The organism is Pseudomonas izuensis, from assembly GCF_002356535.2.
Taxonomy (GTDB): Bacteria; Pseudomonadota; Gammaproteobacteria; order Pseudomonadales; family Pseudomonadaceae; genus Aquipseudomonas; species Aquipseudomonas izuensis.
In genome coordinates, this window is sequence record NZ_AP017423.2 from 3,400,300 (window position 1) to 3,425,211 (window position 24,912).

Sequence of the window (24,912 nt, forward strand, 5' to 3'; positions counted from 1 at the left end):
TGTCAACCCGTTCTATTCTTCGCTCCCCTATGCCAATGATTTACAACGGGCTGAAAGATGCCGTGGTTGCATTAGCCGATGGAATGAATGATTTGGCAGGCCGATAGAGAATACCGCCGTCCAGTTGAACGGGCTTGCTGGCTTCAATACTGTTTTTGAGGGACGTGGGATTTGGGATGAATTTTCCCTGTTTGTCATAACAGCCGATCACCGCCGACGCCGGGATGTCCTGGCCATAATTGACTTCATAGGGGCGCATGCCCAGTTTCGAGGTCGGGTACTTTTTCCAGTGATCATTGGCGTACAGATGATACCCCCTCATCTGTCTGGCATCGACGACATAGGTGTATCCGCCTCGACCACCACCATATTGATAAGCACCGGCACCACTGTGCTTGTAGTAAGGCGAAGTGGAGATACCCATGCCATCCATGTCCAATGCGTTCTTACCGCCTCCAAAGCCTCCGCGCATTCCATTGACCTGATTGACATCCGTTATGGGGGTGCGCAACTTGAAGCCCTGGCCGAACACCTCTTGGGGCGGTCGCATATCGCCGCGCATGACAAAACCCTGATAAACGTAACCTTCCGTGGGGCCCGAAAAATACACCACCTTCGTGTCCTTAATGAGCGTCTGTGCGAACTCTGGCCCTCTATTCAGCTTTTGCAACTGGCTTACAGTTCTGTGACTTTTGAATTTCAGTTCCAATTTTGCTGTCAAGGCCAGCGGATTTTTTACAACAGGAGCAATCCATTTAACTGGCTTTGGCAGCTTATGAATCATGGATGTAATTCGATTGAATACTGCACGTGCGATTCGCGTAGCGACCGATTTTGCAATCACCCGGCCCAACAACCTTCCCGCCAACGGACCTGCGCACTCCATGATAAAACCGCGATAGGCATTGGCTCGGAAACCTGCAGCAGCTTTTGGATCATCGGACATTTCACCTCGTATCAACTCCGTCGACGATGCGCTCGCGCCGAACAGAAAAGAGGCCGCCATACGCGCCCCCTTTGTTGCAAGAACCGTGGCCCCCGGAACTATCGTTACGATCGACATTGCGGTCATCAGCTTTCCGATAGCAGCGACCAACCCATCCGTAAAGCGTTCCTCGTCGGTTGAAACCAGGGTATCGATATCCGATAACACTTGGACCAACTGCCTTTTGTATAGCTCGCCCATTGCATCATCGGTCGTATCGAACAGAACCGGCGCATAACGCGGATAGAAATTGAATATGGAAAACTCAGGCTTGCCAAACTTGAAATCACTATCTACGCGTGACAATTTTTCATAGAGAGGAATACGATCGAGCAGCTTCCCTTGGAGTTGCTCATTGCTTTCGATGACGTCTTGCCTTTGCGTACCCACGGCGGGCAACTCGAAAACGGCAGTGTCGCCACCAAGGAACACAAACAACCCGAAACCGTCGGGATCGCCCAAATACACAGCATTACTGACTTTGGCAGGTGTATTTTCTCGAGGGTTGTTTAAATAGATACTCTGCGGTCGTATTTTCCCCGCCCGGAATTTATTGACGAGGTTTATGCCCTCCGGCGAAGCAGTGCCGGAGTTTTCATGGGACTCCAGCGTAGTGTTTAATTCGTATTCCTTGGCGAGTTTCCACAACTCTTTTACATCGGGACGTTCGAGTGTTGACTTGACACTGTCCTTGTACGCTGCTTGCAAATCGGCATTCAGAATCGTGTTCTTGAGTGCTTCCGGAAAAAATGCCGGCCATTGGATGGTCATTTCTTCATTGCTGGCCTTTACCCGCAAGTGATAATCGGCACAGAGTTCCGCAAGCGTGAATGTCATGACCCTCTCATGACGTGGACTCGCGTAGCCGAATTTATCTGGCAAGGTGATTTCCTTGAACCTGACGTCAACGGTCGAAGTGGAATTCAGGGTTCGCTTCCAGTCATCGGGCAAGCTGGATTCGCTGATGATTGTGTCCACGCTGTTTTGTAAAAATGCCAGAGGGTCAACGATGGCCTCTGCACTTTTCAAAGCGTCAACGACCTTGTCCCTGGCTACATCGATAGTGATTCCGGGGGCGATTTCCCGCGCCGCCCCATCAGCCGCCTTGGGTTGCATTTTGTTCTCACGCGCACGTTCAATAACCCAATGCGAACCCCGTACTGAATTCGTCGCCACAGGATTGTCGGGCACCTCGCTGGCCACGCTGCGTACTTTGCGTATCAACGGTCGGGACACGGGCAACGGTGCGGGCTGTGCTCCGGCAGACAGGTAATCCTCGACTTCATCGTCCTCATCGACTACTGATAACCGAATAATTTCTTCTATGAGTTCAAGATAACTGACACTGGAATCAGCGACAGAAGGCTGCCGGAGCAATATGTCGATATCCTCTAGAAGTTGAAGGTCGAGATGAGGCTCAACGTAGATGGATTGCTCAACCCGCTCCTCGAGTGCCAACGCGAGTTCGGGGAACTCCTCGAACATAAAGGCCAAATCATCCAGGATGTTTTCTCTGATATCCGTTGCCGGATCGGAAACGCCGTACCAATCGGAACTTTGTTCGGCGGGCACGATGATGGGGGACGCTTCAGGGGCAAACCAATAGGCATAAAAGTTGCTGACCGCTACATAAGCCGCGAAAGCACCCGTGGTACGACCTGGATTACGCTCAAGCAAGGCACCCGCACTGCTCAAGACAGCCGCGCCGTTGCTGACCAGATTGGCGGCCATCCGCTCAAGTAATCCGTTTACCTGCTCCCTGACAACCACCACAGCAGACGGCTGGTCGTTCAATATTGCTGTTGTAGCTTTGTAAACCGGTTCCAGTAACTCCTCGATCTTGATCTCTACATTCTCCGGTACAGCACCCACACTGTTCCATGGCACCAAATTGCGTGTTAACCATTCATCCGCTTTTGCAATGGCCTGTGTGAGCGTGGTCAAAGGCTCAGTGCAGGTGGAAGGTTGCGGCTGCCCTGCAGCCGGCTCGAACGGCGATTCAGTAAAATCGGCCGAACCATTTTTCCAGGCCCTGCTGCTTGGCTCTGCAGCGGGCCTGCTGGTTGAAATATGGCGACTGTCTAACCTCAAGACTCCAAACGTATCCATTACATTGCAGGCGAGCAAAACTTTGCCAAGCAAGGTTTCCGGTTTGTGCGTTCCTGCTGTATTGATGTGCGAATAAAAGTTTGCGTGTCGCTCAAAGGACTCAATACGCTCCAGCAACGTCGGTGCAGAACTGTGCGGCGTCGGGGGATTGAAAAATCTCAGTGAAATGAGTTCTACCGGTCGTTCTTTCGCTGGCTCGGACGACGCTCTCCGATACCCGGGATCGAGCTGATCGCAGACAGCCTGAACCTTTTCGATAAATTTATCGTTCCAACGCTTTCGCTCACCGCTTTCCCGCAGTTCAGTGACTAACCTGGTCAGGTGCGCTTGTGCCTCCTTGGGTGAGGGACGCCGTTCACAGTCTTCCTTGAGCATGTCCCATGCATCGCGAACGCCAAAATCCCAGGAACGTACATATTGCTTGGCGTCCCGGGTCAAATCTTTGATGGCGTCCCACTGAGAGTCGGAGACCAACTGCTTTTGTGCAATTTTTTTGTCCAACTCAATCCCTGAAAACTCCAGCCTGGTCTGGATGAAATTCATCAGGCCCGCAGCGTTTGGGGCGCTTTCAAACTTTACATTTTCTCCCAGCGCTGCTTGCCATTGACTGGGCGGCAAATCGCAAAGTGCATCCAGAATCTCTTTTACTTTTGCTTTACCAAGCGTCCCATGCGACCGGATCGAGCGCTCCATAGCACCTTTCAGTCGTTCGCGCAGGACCTTGCCTGTTTCCTTTTGGAGAATGCCACTGCTGAATACATCGAGTATTTCCTGCTCAGAGAGCGTCGCACTCGTTAAGTACTCCTTGAGCGCTCCCCATTGCTGATCCAGCTCCGCCTGATTTTCAAATTCTGGCTTTAACGCATTTCTAGAGCAGTCCAGAACCGGTGGGGAAACGTCAAAATCCAGCCCTGTCCGGGTTGGCGCCACGCTTTCCGACAATCGCAGGTGTTGAATGCTATTGCTGGTCGTCAATATGTCCCTGGAGAGGGAGCTTTGCGATTGTGGTTCGACATGAAACTGCGATGTCGTCTGTGCGCCAGTCGAACAGGACACATTGAAGGCGGGGGACATTACTTTTGATTTCCGTCCTGATTAAACGGTCAAGCTTATTTAAACGCCAGTAACCCCTCTTTCATAAACAGCTCAAGGTTTGACTCACGGCCCCACCTGACCGAAGCTTGCAGCTCTGCAAAACTTGCCAGCCCCCGGATCCTGCATGCCCAAGTCCCGCCGTTACCTGCTCATCTGCCTCAGCGCCCTGTTTGTCGTTGGCATTGCGTGGTTTTTCATGCGCAGCACGGCGCCCGTGGTGCCTGAGGCGATCAAGCGTGGTTACAGCGAAGCGCTGACTCAGGCCCGTAACGGCCAACCCGGCGCTGCACGGGTGCTTTACCAGCAATTGGCCCGCCCGGACATTTCGCCAAAGCGTCGCGTCTGGCTGCACGCCGAACTGCCCAACTACCCCAGCTCCGTAGCCCTGAAACTGGCGGATGCGGACTTGCAACATGAGGCGCCTGAGGTGCGCATCGCGGCGATCAAAAGCATCAGCGGGTTGGTGTCCAGCGCCCAGCGCAGTCTGTTGCTCGGGCCGTTGCTCGATGACAGCGATCAAAGCGTACGACTGGCTGCCGTCAATGCGTTGCTGGGCCTGTCGCCGGATGAGCTCGGTTTGTATTTCGGGCCACTGGAACAGGCCATCGATGCCTGGCAACAAGTGCTCAAAAACGCCCCGCAAAGCGCTGACAACCACTATCAATTGGCCCGCCTGCATTTGCACAATGCCGAACTGAAAGAGGCACAACAGGAACTTGAACAGACCTTGCAACTGGCGCCCGACAATCTGCCGGCGCTGGTGATGCAAATCGAGGTGCTGGACCGGCAGGGTCAAAGCGAAGCAGCCCAGGAGTTGTTGGCCAGACAGCTGAAGGCACAGCCCGATTCCGCTTACTTGCAACACGCCCTGGGGCTGTGGTTGCTGCATCACGGTCAAAGCGAGTTCGCCCTGCTTGGCCTGTCCAAGGCCGTTGAGCTTGAACCGGACAACAAGGATTACCGCTATGACCTGGCGACTACACTGCACGGTGAGCAGGAGCTGGAGGCCGCGCAAAAGCAATTGCAGGAAATCGTCCAGCGCCACCCCAATGATCGCAAGGCCCGGGTCTTGTTGATCAATTACTGGAAAGAAAGCGGACAGCTGCAAAACGTGCAGATTCTGCTGGCGCAACTGGAACAACTGAATCCTGACGATCCGGCCCTTCAGCAGGGGCTGTAGGAGCCGGCTTGCTGGCGATGGCGGTGTATCAAACACCTGAATGGCACCTGACACGCCGCATTCGCTGGCAAGCCAGCTTCTACAAAGTTACATGTAACAAAGGTTGAACGCTCATCGCGGCCCAGGGTCAAGTGAAGAGGCAGCACGTTCAGGCAACTAGCGCCTGCGGCCTCGTTTCCCCTAGTCATGAGAGGGCATTTCTTGTCTACAGCCAACGAATTGATCAGCGTAAAAGCCGCCACCGGGATCGAAGGTCTGGATGACATCCTCGATGGTGGACTGTCCCGTGGCCACGTGTTCCTGCTGGAAGGTGAACCCGGAACCGGCAAGACCACCGTCGCCTTGCATTTTCTGTTAGCCGGCGCCCGGGCCGGCGAACGCTCGTTGTACATCACCCTGTCCGAAACCGAGCGCGAACTGCGTCAGGGCGCCCGGTCCCATGGTTGGGAACTGGACCATAACGTTTCCATTTTCGAACTGACGCCGCCGGAAAGCCTGCTCAACGCCGAGCACCAACAGACGCTGCTGTATTCATCCGACCTCGAGTTGGGCGAAGCCACCAAACAGATCTTCGATGTGGTCGAACGGGTCAAGCCGACCCGCGTGGTCCTGGACAGCCTGTCCGAGATCCGCTTGCTGGCGCAGAGCTCCCTGCGCTATCGCCGGCAGATCCTCGCGATCAAGCACTACTTCGTGCGTTATGACGCCACGGTTCTGCTGCTGGACGACCTGACCACCGAATCCCTCGATAAAACCGTGCACAGCGTGGCTCACGGGGTGATTCGCCTGGAGGAACTGACCCCCAACTACGGCGCCGAGCGACGGCGTATCCGTGTGGTGAAGTACCGCGGCCAGAAGTACCGGGGCGGCTTTCATGACTTCACCATCATGGGGGATGGCGTGCACGTGTTCCCACGCCTGGTGGCGGCCGAACACCGCGGTAGCTACCTGCGACAGCAGTTGACCAGCGGCATCCGGGAAATGGACGCCCTGCTCGGTGGCGGCATCGAGACCGGGTCCAGTACCTTGATTCTCGGCCCGGCCGGGACCGGCAAATCCCTGATTTCGATGGTCTTCGCCGCGGCGGCGGTGGCCCGGGGCGAAAAAGCTGCGCTGTTCATTTTCGATGAAGAGCTGGGCTTGTTGTTCGAGCGCATGAATAACATAGGCATCGACCTGCAGGCGCTGCAAGAGACCGGCAACCTGCTGATCGAACAAGTGGACGCCGCCGAATTGTCCCCCGGCGAGTTTTCCCATCGGGTACGTCGTTGCGTCGACGAGCGCGACATCAAGACGGTGGTGATCGACAGCATCAATGGCTATCAGGCCGCGATGCCGGAAGAAAATGCGCTGGTGCTGCACATGCACGAGTTGCTGCTGTACCTCAACCGCAAAGGGGCCGCGACCTTCATGACCGTCGCCCAACACGGCCTGGTCGGCGACATGCAAGCCCCGGTGGACATTACCTATTTGGCCGATACGGTCATTCTGCTGCGCTACTTCGAAGCGCTGGGCAAGGTCCGCCGGGCCATTTCAATCATCAAGAAGCGTACCGGCAGCCATGAGTCGACCATCCGTGAATACCGGATCAGCTCACAAGGCATGACCATCGGTGAACCGTTGGAAGCCTTCCAGGGCGTACTGCGCGGGGTACCGACCTATCACGGCGCGAGCATGCCTTTGCTCGGGGATGAACACCCGTGATGCTTCAGCAAGCGACGTCCGAGCGTGCGATCATTCTCGCGCCGCTGGGACGCGACAGCCAGATTGCGCTGATGATGCTCAATGAGGCGGGTTTCGACGGGATCATCAGCCGGGATCTGCGCGGGCTCTGCAGCGAGCTGGAGCAAGGTGCAGGCTTGTTGCTGGTGTCCTCCGAAGCCTTGCTGGGCCAGGATCTTGAGCCGCTGCTCAGGCTCATCGAACAACAGCCGGCCTGGTCCGACCTGCCGATTGTATTGTTGACTCACCATGGCGGTCCGGAACAGAACCCGGCTTCACGTTTCGGTCCGCAACTGGGCAACGTCACGTTCCTCGAGCGCCCCTTTCATCCGGTCACCTTGATCAGCCTGGTGACCACCGCCCTGCGCGGACGCCGACGACAGTACGAAGCCAGGGACCGGCTGATCGATTTGAGCCAAAGCGAGCTGCGCCTGCAAAACACCCTGGAAACGCTAGAGCAGCAGGTGGAAGAGCGCACTGCACAGTTGCGCCATAATGAAGAAGTGCTGCGCCAGTCGCAGAAAATGGAAGCGGTCGGACAACTCACCGGCGGCATCGCCCACGACTTCAACAATATGCTGACCGGCATCATCGGCAGCCTGGAGCTACTGCGCCGGCGTCTGGCTCGGGGACGCATCGAGGATCTGGACAGCCTGATCGACCTTGGCGTGACGTCCGCCAATCGCGCAGCGGGCCTGACTCACCGCTTGTTGGCATTTTCCCGTCGGCAGTCGCTGGATTCCAAACCCGTAGAGATGAACACCCTGGTGGTGTCCATGGGCGAACTGCTGCAACGCAGCATCAATGAAAGCATTCTCCTGGACATGCAACTGAGCGAGCAGCTATGGGTCGCCGAAGCCGACCCCAATCAACTGGAAAGCGCCCTGCTCAACCTGGTGATCAATGCCCGTGACGCCATGCCCGATGGCGGCAACCTGGTGGTGAAGACCTCGAACCGGCATCTGGACGCGGACTTCACCCAACCCCACAGCAATCTCGATCCGGGTGATTACGTGGTGCTCAGCGTCACCGACAATGGCTGTGGCATGCCGCAAAGCACCATCAACCGCGCTTTCGACCCGTTCTTCACCACCAAGCCCATCGGCCAGGGCACGGGGTTGGGCTTGTCGATGATCTATGGCTTCAGCAAACAATCGCGCGGTCACGTCGCCATTCAAAGTGAAGTGGGCGAAGGCACCACGGTGAGCCTGTACCTGCCACGTTTCGCGGGCGAAGTGCCGCAGGACCATCCACTTGAAAGCGCGCATCCGCTGATTGCCCGTCATGGTGAAACGGTCCTGATCGTCGAGGATGATCCTGCCGTGCGGATTTTGGTCAGTACGGTGCTGGGCGAACTGGGCTATGCCTTTGTCGAGGCTGGCGATGCAGACAGCGCGATGCCGATCCTCGATTCGGGGCAACGGATCGATCTGATGATCAGCGATGTCGGGCTGCCCGGGATGAATGGCCGGCAACTGGCAGAAATAGGCCGGCAACACCGGCCTGATCTCAAGGTGTTGTTCATTACCGGCTACGCCGAACACGCGGCCGTGCGCGGTGGATTCCTCGATTCAGGCATGCAGATGATCACCAAGCCGTTCACCTTCGACCTGTTGACGGCCAAGGTGCGGGAGATGATCCGGGTTTGATGCTCCTACAGGGAAATGCGGTCAATTGTTGGAGCGAGCCTGCTCGCGATGGAGGCCAACGATGACGCGCACTGTTGGATATACGCGGTGCACTCGGGATCATCGGGAGCAGGCTCGCTCCCACGAGGTTCTTTGCCTGGCTCTCGGTCGTTACGACAACATGTCCTGCATGATTTCCTGCAGCACATCCAGATCGAACGGCTTGGCCAGGATCGGCGCGGTACGGGTGATCGGGCTGTCGGTCTCGCGGATTTCCTGCGGATAGCCGCTGATGAAAATCACCTTGAGCTCCGGTCGCAGCTTCACCGCGGGTTCGGCGATCTGCACACCGGAGATACCACCCGGCAGGCGGAAGTCAGTGATCATCATGTCCAGGTGCGGCTTGCTGGCGAGGATCTCGAACGCCTGTTCACCATTTTCCGCCTGCAATACCCGGTAGCCCTCCCCCGACAGATAGGCCGACAGCACCATCAGGATCGAGGGGTCATCTTCGACGATCAATACGACATCTTGTGCATCTTCACTCATGGGAAGCCTTTGTTCGGTCAATAGCGTCTGATACGACCGTGGGGTCGACCAGAGGTTGCGTCAATCCGGCTGTTTTCCTACAGCGGCAGACAAACGCGAAACAGGGCGCCTTCGCCAATCCGGCTTTCGACGGTAATGGTACCGCCATGGGCGGTGACAATCTGTTCGGAAATAAACAATCCCAGGCCCAGTCCAGCGACAGCTTGCTTGGCCGATACCCGTTCGAACTGCTGGAAAATCCGCTGCTGGTTTTCTTCACTGATGCCGATCCCGAAATCACGGACTTCCACCCGTGCCTCACCATTGTCACTGTACACCTTCACCGTGATCGGGCTCTTGGCGCCGTAACGCAGGGCGTTGGTCAGCAGGTTGGAAATCACCTGTTCAATGCGGAATTCGTCCCAACTGCCGATCACCGGTTGCTCGGCGTCAAGGGTCACGGAAGCCTCGGCGGCCTCGATCTGCTGAGAGAAATTCTGTAGCACACCGCGAACCAGCACCGACAGATCGAAGCAGGTCGGCCGGATCGACAACTTGCCGGTGCGGATGCGCGAGACATCGAGCATGTCTTCGATCAGGCGGATCAGGCTTTTGATCTGCCGTTCGTCGCGGTCGACCATGGCGTGCATCTTGTCGAGGGTAAACGCGGAGGCGTTATCCCGGGCCAGGTGCATCTTGCGCAACTGGGTCTCGAGGATCAGGCCATTGAGCGGCGTGCGCACTTCATGGGCGACGATGGACATGAAGTCATCGCGCATGCGCACCGCCTGCTCCAGTTCCCGCTGCGTGCTCTGCAACTGCGCCAGCAACGCCTCCTGCTCGCGGCGGCTCTGCTCCAGCGCTTCGACCTGTTGTTTCATGGCCTTGCTCTGGCGATACAACTCGACAAATACATTGACCTTGCTCTTGACCGCCTGGATATCCAGCGGCTTGTGCAGGAAGTCCACGGCACCACTTTCATAGCCCTTGAACGCATAGTTCAGCTCGCGGCCAGCGGCGCTGACGAAAACAATCGGGATGTTTTTGGTCTTTTCCGTGCCACGCATCAACTCAGCCAGTTCGAAGCCGTTCATGCCAGGCATCTGCACATCGAGAATGGCCATGGCGAATTCGTGCTGCAGCAACAACGACAAGGCTTCATCGGCCGATTGCGCCTTGTACACGGTACGGTCTTCGCGCTTGATCAGCGCTTCGAGTGCCAACAGATTCTCCGGCAGATCGTCGACGATCAGCAGTTTGGCCTGGATATTACTTAGCATGCGATTCGTTCCAGCTCGACAAGCAGACGGCCGATGCCGCGGACAGGGAGTATGTGGTCCGGCTGATGAAAGTCCAGCGCAGCCTTGGGCATGGTCGCGACCTGGGCCTCGTCCGGATCCTGCACAATGGTCAAGCCACCACGTTCTTTGACATGGGCCAGGCCGCGCGCACCATCGCGGTTGGCACCGGTCAGCAACACGGCGGCGAGGGTCGGACCATAGGCGTCGGCGGCCGATTCGAACAGGTAGTCGATGGCAGGCCGCGAATGATGCACGCGGTCTTCCAGGCTCAAGGAAAAGCTGCGGTCGTGCTCCACCGACAAGTGATAACCCGGGGTGGCGAAATATAACGTCCCGGCTTCGACCGGGGTTTTGTCGCCGGCTTCCAGAACCGGCAGGCAAACCCGACGGGCGAATACCTCCGCAAGCTGGCTGCGGCGTTCGTCCGGCAAATGCAGCACCACGATGATTGGCAATACGAAACCCTTTCGCAGAGGGCTGAGAATATTCAGCAACGCCTCCACCCCGCCGGCCGACGCGCCGATCACGATCGCTTCTATCGAAGGCAAACCCGTTGCGCTGTTCATGATTTGCGGTAGATCCGTTCTTGTTTCACCAGCGGCTCGAATTGCTTGCCGAAGGCGGAAAAATCCGGGGTTTCCTTGCTGCCCAGCACCAGAACCCCTCGGTGGCAAAGCGACTCATGAAACAATCCGAACGCCCGATCCTGGAGGCTTTTATTAAAGTAAATCAGTACATTACGACATGAAATTAACTGTGTTTCTGAAAAAACACTGTCAGTCGCCAGGCTGTGATCGGCAAAGGTCACGTTCTCGCACAGCGACTTGTCGAAAATCGCGTAACCGTACGCCGCCGTGTAGTAGTCGGCGAACGAGCGCTGACCACCGGCCTGCTGATAGTTAGAAGTGTAGGCGCGGACATTCTCCATGGAGAAAATCCCTTGCTTGGCTTTTTCCAGCGAGCGCGGATTGATGTCGGTGGCATAGATGATGGTGCGATCAAGCAGGCCTTCTTCGCGCAGTAAAATCGCCATCGAATAGACCTCTTCGCCCGTGCTGCAACCGGCGATCCAGATCTTGATCGACGGGTAGGTCTTGAGCAGCGGCACCACTTCCCTACGGATCGCCAGGAAGTGCGAAGGGTCGCGGAACATTTCGCTGACCGGAATCGTCAGCAACTGCAGCAGTTGCATGAACGCGGCCGGGTCATGCAGGACTTTTTCCTGAAGCGCCGAAATGGTGCCGCACTCGAACTGGCTCAACGCGTGAATGACCCGACGCTTGATTGACGCGCCGGAATAATCGCGAAAGTCGTAGCTGTACTTGAGGTAAATCGCCTCGATCAGCAAACGCAGTTCAATCTCGGTATTTCTCTCCACTTAAATGCGTTCCATTTTCGGCAACCACACTCGAATCAGCGAAAACAGGCGATCCAGGTCGATGGGCTTGGCCAGGTAATCATTGGCGCCCGCTTGCAGGCAGCGTTCCTGATCATCCTTCATGGCCTTGGCCGTCACCGCAATGATCGGCAGCTTGCGCCAGCGCGGGTCCTTGCGTATCTCAACAGTGGCTTCGAAACCGTCCATCTCCGGCATCATCACGTCCATCAACACCAGATCGATGTCTTCGACTTCATTCAATCGCTCGATCGCTTCACGACCGTTTCGGCCGATGACCACCACTGCCCCCTTCTGCTCCAGCGCACTGGTGAGGGCGAAGATGTTGCGTACGTCATCGTCCACCAGCAGCACCTTGCGCCCCTCGAACACCTTGTCGCGGCTGCGGGCGGTCTTGAGCATCTTCTGCCGGTCATGGGACAACCGGGATTCGACTTTGTGCAGAAAGAGTGTCACCTCATCCAGCAAGCGTTCAGGCGAGCGCGCGCCCTTGATGATGATCGAGCGGGAATATTTGCGCAGTTCGGCCTCTTCGTCCCGGGTCAGGTTGCGCCCGGTATAGACGATGACCGGAGGGAACGAGCAGATTTCCTCGGTGGACATGCGTTTGAGCAAGTCGCCGCCCAGCATGTCCGGCAGCTTGAGGTCGATGATCATGCAGTCGAATATCGTCGTACGCAGCAGGTCGAGCGCTTCCTGGGCGAAACCGACCGCGGTGATTTCGATGTCATCGTCGCCGATCAACCGGGAAATGCTGTCGCGCTGTAAATCATCGTCTTCCACCAGCAACACGCGCTTGACCTTTTGGGTCAACTTGGCTTCCAGGCGCGCAAACACCTCCTTGAGCTCGTCACGGGTGGTCGGTTTGACCGCGTAGCCGACGGCGCCCATGTGCATGGCCGCTTCCACCCGGTCTTCGACTGAAATCACATGCACTGGAATGTGCCGGGTCTCGGCGTGTTCCTTCAGGCGTTGCAGCACGGTCAACCCGGAATGATCCGGCAGGCGCATGTCCAGCAGGATCGCATCGGGAATGAATTGACGGGCCAGGTCGTAACCTTCGTCGGCACCATGGGCCACCAGGCAGCGATAACCCAACTCATGGGCCAGGTCGAAAAGGATATGCGCAAAGTTCGGTTCGTCTTCCACCACGAGGATGCAGCGGGTAGTGAACGGAGCCTTGTCGCGGTCATCGTTGAAGCGCGGAATATCGACTTCGGCAATCAATGGCTTCAATGTACTTTCAGCGACACTGGATATCGATGTCACCGGCAGGTCACGCATCGGCTCAACGGGCGTCTGCCGCGGCCCAACGTATTGCCGGGGCAGGATCAGGGTGAAGGCGCTGCCCTGCCCCGGAGAACTGGTCACGCTGATGGAGCCGCCGAGCAGCGCCGCCAGGTCGCGGGAAATCGACAGGCCCAGCCCGGTGCCGCCATAACGGCGATTGGTGGTGCCGTCCGCCTGGCGGAACGCTTCGAAAATGCTTTGCTGCTGATCCTGCGCAATGCCGATCCCGGAATCGCGGACGATAAAGGCGATGGCGTCGTTCGGCGCCGTAGCGACGCTCAAACTGATCCGGCCCCTTTCGGTGAATTTCACCGCGTTGGACAACAGGTTCTTGATCACCTGCTCCAGGCGCTGGCGGTCGGTGAACATCAGGGTCGGCACACCGTCCTGCAACTCGACATCGAGCTGCAGTTGCTTGTCTGCCGCCAGCGGCTCGAACATCCCGCGCAGCCCATCCACCAGACGCGCCACGCTGGTGTTTTCCGGGTGGATTTCCAGCTTGCCGGCCTCGACCTTGGAAATATCAAGGATGTCGTTGATCAGGTTGAGCAAGTCGTTGCCGGCGGAGTAGATCGACTCGGCGAACTTGACCTGTTCGGCGCTGAGGTTGTCCTGCGGGTTTTCCGCGAGCAACTTGGCCAGGATCAGCGAACTGTTCAACGGCGTGCGCAGCTCGTGGGACATGTTGGCGAGGAATTCGGATTTGTATCGGCTCGAGCGCTGCAACTCTGCGGCCCGTTCTTCCAGCTGGACCTGGGCCTGATTCAGTTCGGTGTTCTTCAGGTCCATGGCATCACGTTGTTCGGCCAAAATCTCGGCCTGCTCAGCCAGTTGCTCGTTGGTCTGCTCCAGCTCGACCTGCTGGGTCTCCAGGTGCGCCTGGGATTCCTTGAGAATCCGCGACTGCTCCTCGAGTTCTTCATTGGCGGTCTTGAGCTCCTCCTGCTGAACCTGGAGTTCTTCGTTGAGCTGTTGGGTTTTGGCCAGCACTTCCTGCAAGCGCTGGCGATAGCGCGCGGCTTCGATGGAGGTGCCGATATTACCGGCAATCAGTTCGAGCAATTCGATATCGCGATCTTCCAGTGGACGCAGGAAGCCCAACTCGATGACACCATTGACCCGCTCATCATCGCAGGTCGGCACCACCAGCACGCTGCGCGGCAGGCCTTCGCCGAGGCCGGAACTGACTTTCAGGTAGTCGCTTGGCACATTATCCAGGCGAATCAACCGTGCCTGCTGCGCAACCTGGCCAACGATGCCTTCTTCGCTATAGATCTGTTGTTCGAGGGCTTCCTGTTCACGGGACAATCCGTAAGACGCTATGCGCCGCAGGCCTCCGTGATCCTCGCGGACATAAATCGCCGCCACGGCGCTTCCCAGGTACTGTGCGCAAAATTGCAATATGTTACGCCCCAACACGTTCAGGGTCAGTTGCCCCAGCACTTGTTCAGCGAGTTCGGTCTGGCCGTTGCGCAGCCAGGCCTGGCGCTCCAGCCGCTCGGCGCTGGCCTGTTGCCTGGCAAGGTTGACACCATACTGCTCGGAAAGATTGACCAGATCGCGTCGACCGATATAAGCCAGCAAGCCGCTAATCGCGGCGATGAACAACAGATAAAGGGCAATGCTCCAGATCGTGGTGCGTCGCACTTCCTCGTTGCGCGCCGCGCGCAGCTGTTGCTCCATGTCGATCACGTCTTCGAACTGCTTGCGGATCTCATCGGTCAGGCGCTTGCCCTTTCCGGCCCGGACCACACTGCGGTAGTCGCCGCTGCTGCGCTGCAAATCGATCATGGTTTGCGCGTAAGTGGCCCATTCCCCCTGCAAGCCTTGCAGACGGTGCAGGCGGTCGGTTTGCACCGGATTGTCGGCGGTCAATTCCAGCAAGGAATTGAGCACCACCTCGATTCGCGGCTTGGCCGTTTCATAGGGTTCGAGAAACTTTTCGTCGCCGCTTAGCAGGAAACCGCGCATCCCGGTTTCCAGGTCGACCGTCAACTTGACCGCCTCATTGGCGTTATTGATCACCCGGTCCGTGTGCTCGACCCATTGGATCGTCGACAACAGATAAGTAATCAGCGACACGAAAAAGACCGCGCTGATGGCGCCGACCCCCAGCGGCAGGCTGATGTTGCGGCTCAGGAGTTTACGAAATCGTTGCTCATCAACCGAAGACACTGAGGTCATAGTCAAGCCTTGTTGAACGGGTGAAATCCAAGGAGTTTGCCCCAAAACCGGCGAACCCATCCATTTTTCTCATGCGCTTTCGCACAAAGTCCTGCACTCAACTGCCCCCATGCCACAGGAGCGGTTATCCTTGGCGTTACTCTTTTTATAGCGCGTCGGGAACTTGTCGGGATCCTCCACTTACTCATGCAATAGAGCCGGCGATTCATTCGACCGGCAATCGCCCACCCTATCGAGACGCCCACTATGTCCGCCAATACCTCCATCATCCTGGTCGTCGAAGACGATTCCATCGTGCGCATGTTGATAGTCGATGTGCTGGAGGAACTGGAATTCAAGGTGCTCGAGGCCGATGGCTGCGAACAGGCGCTGGAAATCCTCAAGGACCTGAACCAGCACATTGACCTGATGATGACCGATGTCGGCCTGCCGATCATGGACGGGCGCGAACTGGCCAATGAAGCGCGTACGCTGCGCCCCGCGCTGCCGGTCCTGTTTGCCAGTGGTTACGCCGAAAGCATTGAAGTGCCTGAAGGCATGCATGTGATTGGCAAGCCGTTTTCCATCGATCAGTTGCGGGATAAGGTCAAGGGTGTTCTTGGAAACTGATGGAATGGGCCGTGTAACACTCGATATCTCACGATATTCTCATCATTTTTCAAAAAAGCGGATCGCCTATGGTTCTGCGCTTGATACCTCGACTGCTTGACACTTGGAGGTCGAGGACTTTACTTCTTGCGTATTGAACAGAGTCCACATGTTCCCCGTAAACGTTAATTCAACCGCTTCGCCCTCGATTACTCATTCACCCCCCTCTACTTCACCGCAGCCCGTCAGCAGGCTGTCAGGTGCGCACACCCGCAGTAATCCAGCGTGCAAAAGCTTTCAAGTCATCCCCACTCATAACCCTCGAACGCCAAACCCCATCCTGCAGGGCACAAGACAACCGAGCCCACCCCCCGTGTACTGCGGAAAATTGACGGAAGCCGATTACCAATCATCCAAAGGCCTGGAACAAGGCACCATTTTCAATCAGCACTCCCTGGAGCAGGTATGGTTATGGGTCGAGACCCGGTTGCGATCCCACTCGTTAACCGAGCAAGACGTCCTGCAAACGCTAAAGTCCGGCTTTCTGCATACCCCGACGGGTAGAGTCCTTACGCCCCTGTTTCTTGAAGCACTCGAACGCTCGATCAAACCACTCGGCGGACTCGAACCGAAACGATTACGCGAGTTTGCGCAGATCATCTGTGAGTTGCCTCAGGAGCGGTGGGCAGACGCGTTCGGAGAAAACGTCAACTTTCCTCGAGGCCGCAACGGCGAGGGACTGCATGGGTACATCCAGACTCAATTGGAACATTCGCGTATCCAGCGCCAACAGAAAATTGCCAATGGCCAGCTTCTCGACAATGACACATGGAAAGCACTCTGCGATTTCACGACACAAGCGAACGGTTACTTTCGTGAAAATACGTTGCTGACCGATACCCTCGCGATCCTGAAAGACTTTATTCACCTCAGGCCTTCGCCAGAACAAGCCAGGGCGCTGATGTCGGTATTTGTCAGCGAATTTATAGAAGAAATAGAAAATCCAGACCCGGATAAACGTCGGCGCTGGCCTAAAAGTTTTCCAGAGACCGTGCGCCAGCTCTACACCCGGTTGTTAGCGCTTGAAATTACTGATGATCAACCCCGACAAAGTTGGCTGGAAAACGCCATTGCGATGGGCACACAAAGCGCCGTTGCGGTCAAGACGGCTGCGCAAGCCATGGCATCTGCGATGGAGCTTTCAGCTCTACGATTTGCCTTTGGCACGGCGGTCGAACCGGATAAAGCGGACCCATCGCAGTCACTGATGCAGAAACTTGCCACTGTGAAATCTGCGCCGGAGCGATTAACTCATTACTTCGCCTTTGGTACCTGGAACGAACCGAACCCGGCGCCGAAATCACCATTGCAATCGCAATCGCAATCCCAACTGCTGAAAGCAATGCAGGAAATCGAAAAAAAGTCGAGTTTTTATAATGAAGTCGCTGATTCAGGACCTCGTTACACCGGAGGATTTTGGGGAAAAGCCCTTTATATCGCCAACCTTCTGGACACATTCGGCGTTCTGCAAATCGCGGAAAAAGTTCGGCCGCATCTGCCCAACGTCCCTACGCCCCCCTCCGCGCAACAGGGGGAACCTGAGACGTTTGCTTATACGCAAACGCTGGAGCAACTGACTCAATCAATTTTTGATGCCTTGAGCCAAATCGAAGATCCGCTGAAAGTCGGACTACAGGTTTCTGCGATCAAGGAAATTGACATGCTGATGCGCGATGTGAGGGTACAAATGGATGTCGGTGATCCTCCCCAGGCACAGCCGCAAGATCCTTTGCTGGAGCAGCCGGTCTATGGTTCAACGGTAGAAGCACGTCCTGCAACCACATTTTGGGAGGGCATGGCCCCAATCATGTATGGGGCGCTCACCCGACTCTCCGAAACACTCGCCGTGAGTGGTAGCTACGCGCTGGGGAAAGCCTACGCGGGTGCCGTGCTGGCCAGGGAGAATCCAGGAAAAACAACTGCGATCGTTGTAACTGGCGTAACACTCACTGCTTTATGCGCCCTGCATGAAAAGCTCACTGAACTGTTCGCGGGCCCGTCGTCAACGACTGTGAAACCTGACAATGCGCTCCCGGCTACCGAAACTGCCGCTCAGCATCAGGAACATTTAGAAGATGAGTTAGAGGCAATTATCGGAGTACGAACCGCTCCGAATCAGCCTCCCCTATTGCAAACCATCCTTGAACGGATGTACCAGTCCACTGAACATAACCTGCTCGACGACGCCCATCTGATCGGTGAAGTCGCACAGTTGCTCAGACAACACAGCCTGCAATCCCCCCAAAAAACCTTTGTCGAGCTGATTCAAGAACTCCCCATAGACGCGCACACCCTTAAGACTGCCAACTCGATACCGGCTGCCGAGCCAACCGCCTCGCGCAGAGTTAAACGCGATACCGAATACGCCAGCGCCGATTTTGATCTGGACAGCATGCAGGGTGATGCTCCCGCCATCGCTCCTGACGTCGAAGTCGAAGAGACCGAATCTGAAAAACAGGCGCGCTTGACTGACTATCTGAAGGTATTGGATGAGCTTCAGACTGCGGCCACCGACACTGAAGAGCTAAACGAAAACGAAGGACCTGCGGATGACGCAACCGGGGCGGCAAGGCTGGTGGTGCGTGTGCTGCGCAAGCGGCGCGAGGCCCTCTGGATGGATGCTTCCCGGGCCGCGGGTGACCGGCAGTTGGTTGAACGCTACGCCAACGCGTTGACCCATTATGCCGAAGGCAAGGTCAGTTACAGCGCTGCGACGGTCGCAATCCCGATGCATTCAACCTTTGGCCAGTGCTGGCTGAATTTTGTCAGTGCCATCAAAAATCCATTCTTTATTGATTGGGCCCGGCAGGCAAACCTTGACCTTGCCACTGTGAAAATCCGTACAGCGGACAACACACTGATCGGCAAGGTCAAGGGAGTCGAAACGACCTTCACTCTGAATGACGACAGTGGCTGGGCCCGTGTTGCCGGCCCGATACTGAGGACGATTGGCATTGTCGATCCAACCTACATTGGCGTGTCTTATCCGACCGGTTCGTCCGTTCCTCTTGCGCTGGTCAGCGGGTTCCATGGCGAACGCTCAGCGCCGGACCCGTCTCAGGCACGCCAGCGGGCCCTGGAATTGGCTGCTGACCCGGCATTTACCCAAATTGAACCTGACGATCCGATCAGGCCACAAGAATCGAGATCTGAAGCCCAGGTTGAAAAACAAAGACAACGCCTGGGTGACCTCTACACCCATCACGCCCTGATAACGGCACTGACCGGGCTCATCAACGACAAAGCCGACGACACGCCCGTCAACCTCAACATCAGTACGTTAGCCGCTCACAAGGATTCGTTATTTGCTATCAAACATCCGCAGGAAGCCCGGCGCATGGTCACTGCGCAACGGTTCATCAGCACCATGGGCTGGAACGTACCGAAAACCGTGGGAGAAATACGTAACTTAATCAAGGTTCTATCTTTTACTTTGCCCGAGAGCGCGGAAAGGGCTGACTACAAGGGCGCCTTGAGTTATGAACGCCCCCTGACATCAGTTCACATACAAACAATCCGGGAAACCGTTCAGCGCTTCGAAAAACCGGTAGCCGGGGGCCTGCTCAATACGCTGTTGCAATTCAAGTCGGTCACCAGCCCTGAGCAAGGACTGAATGTCGCCCTCAACAGTGATAACGCCATTCAATTGGGCAAGTCGCTCGAGTCGAATCTCAATGCCATAACGACTCCTCGCAGTGAAACCGAGTGGGTTATGGCTGCCCTGCTGCTCGACCTTGATCCCACGCCCGGCCTGCCGCGCAACCATGTGGCCGGATACAACCTCACGCAAGCGGCCAACTGGGGAGCCAAACCCTCGACTGTCGTCAGTGGCCTCGAAGCTCACCTTTTAGCGGCTGGAAAAGTCTCGGCCACCGCCGCGCCTGTCGCCGCCTATCACTTGCTGTCTGCTTTCGCGCCAGAATTTCTGGTTCGGGACATGCCCGACAATCTGGTCTGTGGTAGTCACACATGGACAAGCTTCAGGATAGCGGTCGCCCGTATCGAACAGATCGATCCGGGGGCTGCGTTGCGGATGACTTTCGAACAGGTCATGAACTATGGCAGCACGGACCCCATTACCCCAGGCCAGGAAATAGCCGCGCAATCGGCCTCGGTCGATCCACTGATCGATTGGGCGATAGCCAATGGGGTCCTCGTGGCGAATGCCACTGATACCTACACCACAGGGCAGTTGGACATCGCCAAGGAAAAGTTCAACAACGTCAGAACGCAGATGGCTCTGGCACGGGATTCCTTGACGGCGGACATGCCGACCAGAGAGGGACTTGCCCTCGCCGAACTGGAACGGGTATTCGGTAAAGGCTTGCCGTACGAGGACCTGTGCCTTCGTCGTAAAAGTATCCCGCATGGCGTACAGGCTTCGATGTATTCATTGCTGGACCTCTACATCACGGGCCAGCTGAAGCCCGAAATCTGGAGTTCTTACAACGCCCAGATCCCTATCCACACATTTGAAAAGAACTTCAAACAACTAAAACCCGTCGAATCACTCTTCAAGGAGACCTTCACTACTTACTTCGACAACTTGCGTGGCGGGTCGGAGTCTGTATTTAAATACCTGATGTCGCAGCTACCAATGGAAGATCGACAAAGCCTGGAATATGGCAGTCAAAAATTTTATTCAGTGCGCAGTGCGATCGACGAAGACCGCTACTCTCAAACCCCGGAGAAGATAGAAGCACACAAGGGTCGCCATGGCATTTTAATTCGATCGGAGTACAAGGGGAAAATCACTTACTACGAAGTCTTTCCTGGCTCGGTTGAAATTCGAAAGAACACAAAACTTCCAATCGACCTCAAGTTAAATGGCGAACTTAAGACCTTTCGTGGCATTAACTATTCGAGCGGCGGCATAGAAAAGCAATGCGCCACACCACAACCCCTCGATTGGGATGCCTATGAAAAAGGTTCAGCGCCACGCAGCGACGTCACATCGGACGTCATCATCGAAGAAATAACACCCATCACCCAACAGGCCACGTTCTACCCTGCCGGATACAACTTCGACAGAGTGCCCGACGCCTTTTCTCCAAGCTCACGGGTTGACTATCTGGCCAAGGTCGTCGTTGATGAACATTTCGTGGTGGGGCGAGAACAGCTCGAAAGCCTGGCCCGGGGCTCGACGAATTCGGAAGATGAAAAGGCATTCAAGACCAAAATATTAAACTTCTTCGCCAGCCTTGTGCCGTTCAAATCCTGTATCGACAACATCAGTCAGGGCAACGTCGGCTCAGCAGTGTTCGACTCCGTATTGGACGCAGCGGGCTTCGTCATACCCGGCGGCGTGGCAGCAGGCCAGGCCGTCAAGGTGGCAAAAGCGGCGGGCAAATTCGTTCCCAAGGCGCTGAAAATGACCTGGATCATGAGCAGCAGCCTCGTCTCATCCGCCAACCCGCTGGATGGCGTGGGTGATTTGCTCAAGTTCGGGAAAAACGTGGTGTGCAAGCTGGGAACCACCGCATACCGAGCCGCTGGCATTGGCATCGACCAGATCAAGAGTCTTTATGGCACCACCAAAGCCATCGACCATGCGCAATTACTCAAACGCGCCGATATCGCAGAAGGCGTTGTCAGCGCAGGGTTGCCAGGCCAAACCAACCCGGTCACTGCGCTGTTCAAAGACGGGAAATGGTATGCCTTTGACGCGGTCCGCAATCGGCCGTATGGCCCGTCCCTCGAGAACTTCAGGCCTGCCGATTCGATTCCGCTGGAAAGCACCATCTTCGCCGACGGTAGTACTGCATTCACACCCTCACGAGTATTCGAAACCGAACCGCTCACTATTCGACGAACATCTGGTGTCGATGTTGTAGCGGGCGATAAGGTTTATCGATTCGACCCCGAGCATCCGCAAGTGCTCGACGACATCACTTCACCCGCGTATTTCAAAGAGCTTGAAGGATTCGATGCTGTTTGCAGCAGAGGTGGAAAATCCAAACGAACGCTTCAGTGCTTTTCAAAAACAATAGACAACAGTTTGCGTGACACTGACAAATTGAGAATACAAGCGATTGAGCACAAGCGGCTTTATCCGACAATCCCCCCGAAAGGTGTTGCGCCACGGGTGATCCACGAACGCAGAATATACAAGTGTGATGCCACGATTCAAAAATGCAATCCTGACGAACTGACTTTCCCCCTGCAATTCAGAGATACTACTTCGGGCAGTGTCATTTCGAACGAATACTTCGGTTTTCCAAACAGACTATCTGATAATAAAATTAATACCGAGACTCGCGTTGTCAAAATTAACGGCATCGTTCAAGGCGTCGATGATGCGCGTGAAGTAAGGGCGATTTTGGTTGACATCCCCGGCCTGATTTACGGTAAAAAAACCTATTTAGTCGCCGAGGCCGACACCGGGCTTTTCTACTACTGCCACTACGATGAAAAAACAACAAACAACATTGAATTTAAACTTATTTCATTATCCGACAAAAATCTTGGCGCAAAACTCATAAAAGAACACCAGAACATAAAAAACCCATACCTTCATGCTGCAGGCACAGTGTATAACAATGATTTTATAGCGCTACCAACATTAGATTACTTATATGACAGCCTTAAACAACTGGGATGGACCAATGACGACCTGAATAAGCTCAAGGAAATAACAAAAGAACTTAGTGACATCCAGAAACGTGAGCTCATAATAACTGCCGTAAACAGAGGTGGGAATGCAGATATCGAAGTCATCATTCCAGCAATAAAAATCGAACCGATATCAACCCCCCCTTTATTTGACACATTCACTGACCATCATAAAAATCAGCATTTTGCTACTCAAGCCAAAACACAGGTGGACAACCAAATCACCGCTACCGGCCTTGGGCCGTTTAATCAAAAAATTGCAAATGACCCAAATGACGTGCAAAGGCAGGCACTCACGCAACCATTAGTTCTATGGCAGTATTCAAATAAAACCCCTGGTAGTTACCAGCTATTACTCAAAACCGGTGCCGGAAACTGCGATCAAATGGCGGCCGTGGCGGCGCATATCATTTTGGAGAGCGGTGGCTCCGCCTCCGTATGGAGAATGCCTGGCGCTCATACCTTTACAGTTGTTGGTATACCACAAAGAGAAACTGTTGCATCGAGCATCGACTTTCGTGAACCTGAGTTTAGTAACGCGTGGGTCGTCGACCCCTGGGCAAACATTAACTGTCCGGCATCCGAATACATGGAAAAACTCAAGGACCGAATGGCTCAATGGAGTGTCGAGGGGAGGCAGATCATAGCCACTGACTGGAAGGCCAACCCACCCGTGACTCGATGGATGGATCCCATGGACGACGCCTGGATCGAGAAAGTTATCAAGGGGCCAAAGGAACCTTTTGGAAAAAAGACCCCCTGACATCGGCACCTTATTCGGTCTGATCACGACGCTCTCCAGTCTGGGGAGCGTCAGCCTCTGCGATGAATTTGAACAACACAAACCTATCCAACACCCCCGCCTTTCAAATCATCTGTGATTTAATTCACCTCTTTGCCTGTTTTGCCCGCCTCAAGGAAAAAGCCCCTGATGAATTCCCCCCGCGCAACCAAAGTCCTGGTTATCGGCTATGTCTGGCCCGAGCCCCGCTCTTCAGCGGCCAGTGGGCATGTGATGCAAATCCTCGAGGTTTTTTTGCAGCGCGGCTGGGACATCACCTTCAGCAGCCCGGCCGGCTATGGCGAGCAGCGTGCCGACCTGACAGCCTTGGGCATTCGCGAAGTGCCGATCGAGTTGAACAACAGCAGTTTCGACACTTTCATCAGTGAATTGGCTCCTGACATCGTGTTGTTCGATCAATTCATGATGGAAGAACAGTTCGGCTGGCGGGTCGAGAAGTATTGCCCCGATGCGTTGCGCATGCTCGAAAGTTGTGACCTGCAAAGCCTGCGACAGGGGCGGCATCAACGCCTCAAGGACCGATTGAAGGCCAGTGACGACGGCAATGACTTCACCGGATTGTTCGCTCCGGCGATGCGTGAAGAGTTTGAACACATGGCCACTACCGATCTGGCCAAACGAGAGATCGCTGCGTTTTATCGTTGTGATTTAACACTGATGGTGTCCGAAATCGAGATCGACATACTGGTCCACCAGTTCAAAATGCCCCGCGACCTGTTGCATTGGTGTCCGTTGATGGTTGATCTGCCGAGTACCGCGCCCGTGCCGTTCGAAGAGCGCGCGCACTTCCTGCATATCGGCAACTTTCGCCACGCGCCCAACTGGGATGCGGTGCTCTGGCTGAAAACCGCTATCTGGCCGCTGATCCGGGAGAAACTACCCGGCGCTCAATTGCATATTTATGGCGCCTATACACCGCCCAAGGCGACTGCCCTGCACAACCCGGCCCAGGGATTTCACGTAATGAACTGGGCAGAAGACGCGCTGCAAGTCATGTCAGCGGCCCGAGTGTGCCTGGCGCCGCTGCGTTTTGGCGCGGGGGTCAAAGGCAAGATTGTCGATGCGATGCTCACTGGCACGCCCAATGTCACAACGCCGGTGGGTGCGGAGGCGATGCATGGCGAGGAGCCATGGCCGGGTGCGGTGACCCGGACGGCCCAGGCATTCGCCGACCATGCCGTGCAACTTCATCAGGACAGGGACCGATGGCTGGAGGCACAGGTGCAAGGACTGCAACTGTTGGCCAATCGTTACCAGCAAAATGTTCATGGGCCTGCATTGATCGCCCGCATCGAGCACTGCCTGCAAAACCTGCCCGCCATCAGACGGGACAACTTCACCGGCAACATGCTGCGCCACCACCATCACAAGAGCACGCAGTACATGTCGCAGTGGATCGAAGCGAAGAATCGTTTGTAGGACCGAATCCTGC

General features: G+C 55.7%; 12 protein-coding genes. 6 read left to right on the forward strand and 6 right to left on the reverse strand.

What is annotated here, in order from left to right; translation table 11 throughout:
• Positions 1–40: 40 nt before the first annotated feature.
• On the reverse strand, positions 41–4,168 hold the full coding sequence (locus LAB08_RS15110) for a hypothetical protein (RefSeq protein ID WP_096511309.1): 4,128 nt from the start codon (positions 4,166–4,168) through the stop codon (positions 41–43).
• Positions 4,169–4,313: 145 nt separating this feature from the next.
• Here LAB08_RS15110 and LAB08_RS15115 point away from each other — a divergent pair, with 145 nt between their 5' ends.
• The 3 genes from LAB08_RS15115 (at position 4,314) to LAB08_RS15125 (ending at position 8,740) form a co-directional block, all read left to right on the forward strand.
• A complete protein-coding gene (locus LAB08_RS15115; RefSeq protein ID WP_096511307.1) occupies positions 4,314–5,369 on the forward strand; it encodes a tetratricopeptide repeat protein in 1,056 nt (351 codons plus the stop codon).
• A gap of 201 nt (positions 5,370–5,570) precedes the next feature.
• The gene (locus LAB08_RS15120) at positions 5,571–7,073 is read left to right on the forward strand and encodes an ATPase domain-containing protein (protein ID WP_096511305.1); all 1,503 of its coding nucleotides are present in this window, start codon (positions 5,571–5,573) and stop codon (positions 7,071–7,073) included.
• On the forward strand, positions 7,073–8,740 hold the full coding sequence (locus tag LAB08_RS15125) for a response regulator (RefSeq protein ID WP_436799362.1): 1,668 nt from the start codon (positions 7,073–7,075) through the stop codon (positions 8,738–8,740). The genes LAB08_RS15120 and LAB08_RS15125 overlap by 1 nt, the downstream gene beginning before the upstream one ends.
• Positions 8,741–8,890: 150 nt before the next feature.
• Here LAB08_RS15125 and LAB08_RS15130 read toward each other — a convergent pair whose 3' ends face one another.
• The 5 genes from LAB08_RS15130 to LAB08_RS15150 form a co-directional block, all read right to left on the reverse strand.
• Entirely contained in the window at positions 8,891–9,268 is a 378-nt protein-coding gene (locus LAB08_RS15130; protein ID WP_095194212.1) for a response regulator, read from the reverse strand.
• 77 nt (positions 9,269–9,345) lie between these two features.
• Entirely contained in the window at positions 9,346–10,527 is a 1,182-nt protein-coding gene (locus LAB08_RS15135; protein ID WP_096511301.1) for a hybrid sensor histidine kinase/response regulator, read from the reverse strand.
• Positions 10,521–11,114: a chemotaxis protein CheB gene (locus LAB08_RS15140; protein ID WP_096511299.1), complete on the reverse strand. Its 594-nt coding sequence runs from the start codon at positions 11,112–11,114 to the stop codon at positions 10,521–10,523. Before LAB08_RS15140 ends, LAB08_RS15135 begins: the two co-directional genes overlap by 7 nt.
• Positions 11,111–11,926, reverse strand: coding sequence for a CheR family methyltransferase (locus tag LAB08_RS15145; protein WP_096511298.1), 816 nt, complete (start codon positions 11,924–11,926; stop codon positions 11,111–11,113). Before LAB08_RS15145 ends, LAB08_RS15140 begins: the two co-directional genes overlap by 4 nt.
• Complete coding sequence (locus tag LAB08_RS15150; protein WP_096511296.1) at positions 11,927–15,418, reverse strand: response regulator; 3,492 nt, start codon at positions 15,416–15,418, stop codon at positions 11,927–11,929.
• Between the two features lie 246 nt (positions 15,419–15,664).
• Between LAB08_RS15150 and LAB08_RS15155 the strand changes: the two genes are divergently transcribed.
• The 3 genes from LAB08_RS15155 to LAB08_RS15165 all read left to right on the forward strand — a co-directional run bounded on the left by LAB08_RS15155 (position 15,665) and on the right by LAB08_RS15165 (position 24,899).
• Positions 15,665–16,027 carry a response regulator gene (locus LAB08_RS15155; protein WP_096511294.1) on the forward strand — a complete coding sequence of 121 codons (363 nt, stop codon included), beginning with the start codon at positions 15,665–15,667 and terminating at the stop codon, positions 16,025–16,027.
• Positions 16,028–16,394: 367 nt separating this feature from the next.
• Positions 16,395–23,441: a hypothetical protein gene (locus LAB08_RS15160; protein WP_157755699.1), complete on the forward strand. Its 7,047-nt coding sequence runs from the start codon at positions 16,395–16,397 to the stop codon at positions 23,439–23,441.
• Between the two features lie 168 nt (positions 23,442–23,609).
• Positions 23,610–24,899 (forward strand): glycosyltransferase, encoded by a 1,290-nt coding sequence (locus LAB08_RS15165; RefSeq protein ID WP_096511290.1) that lies wholly within the window; start codon positions 23,610–23,612, stop codon positions 24,897–24,899.
• Positions 24,900–24,912: the final 13 nt, after the last annotated feature.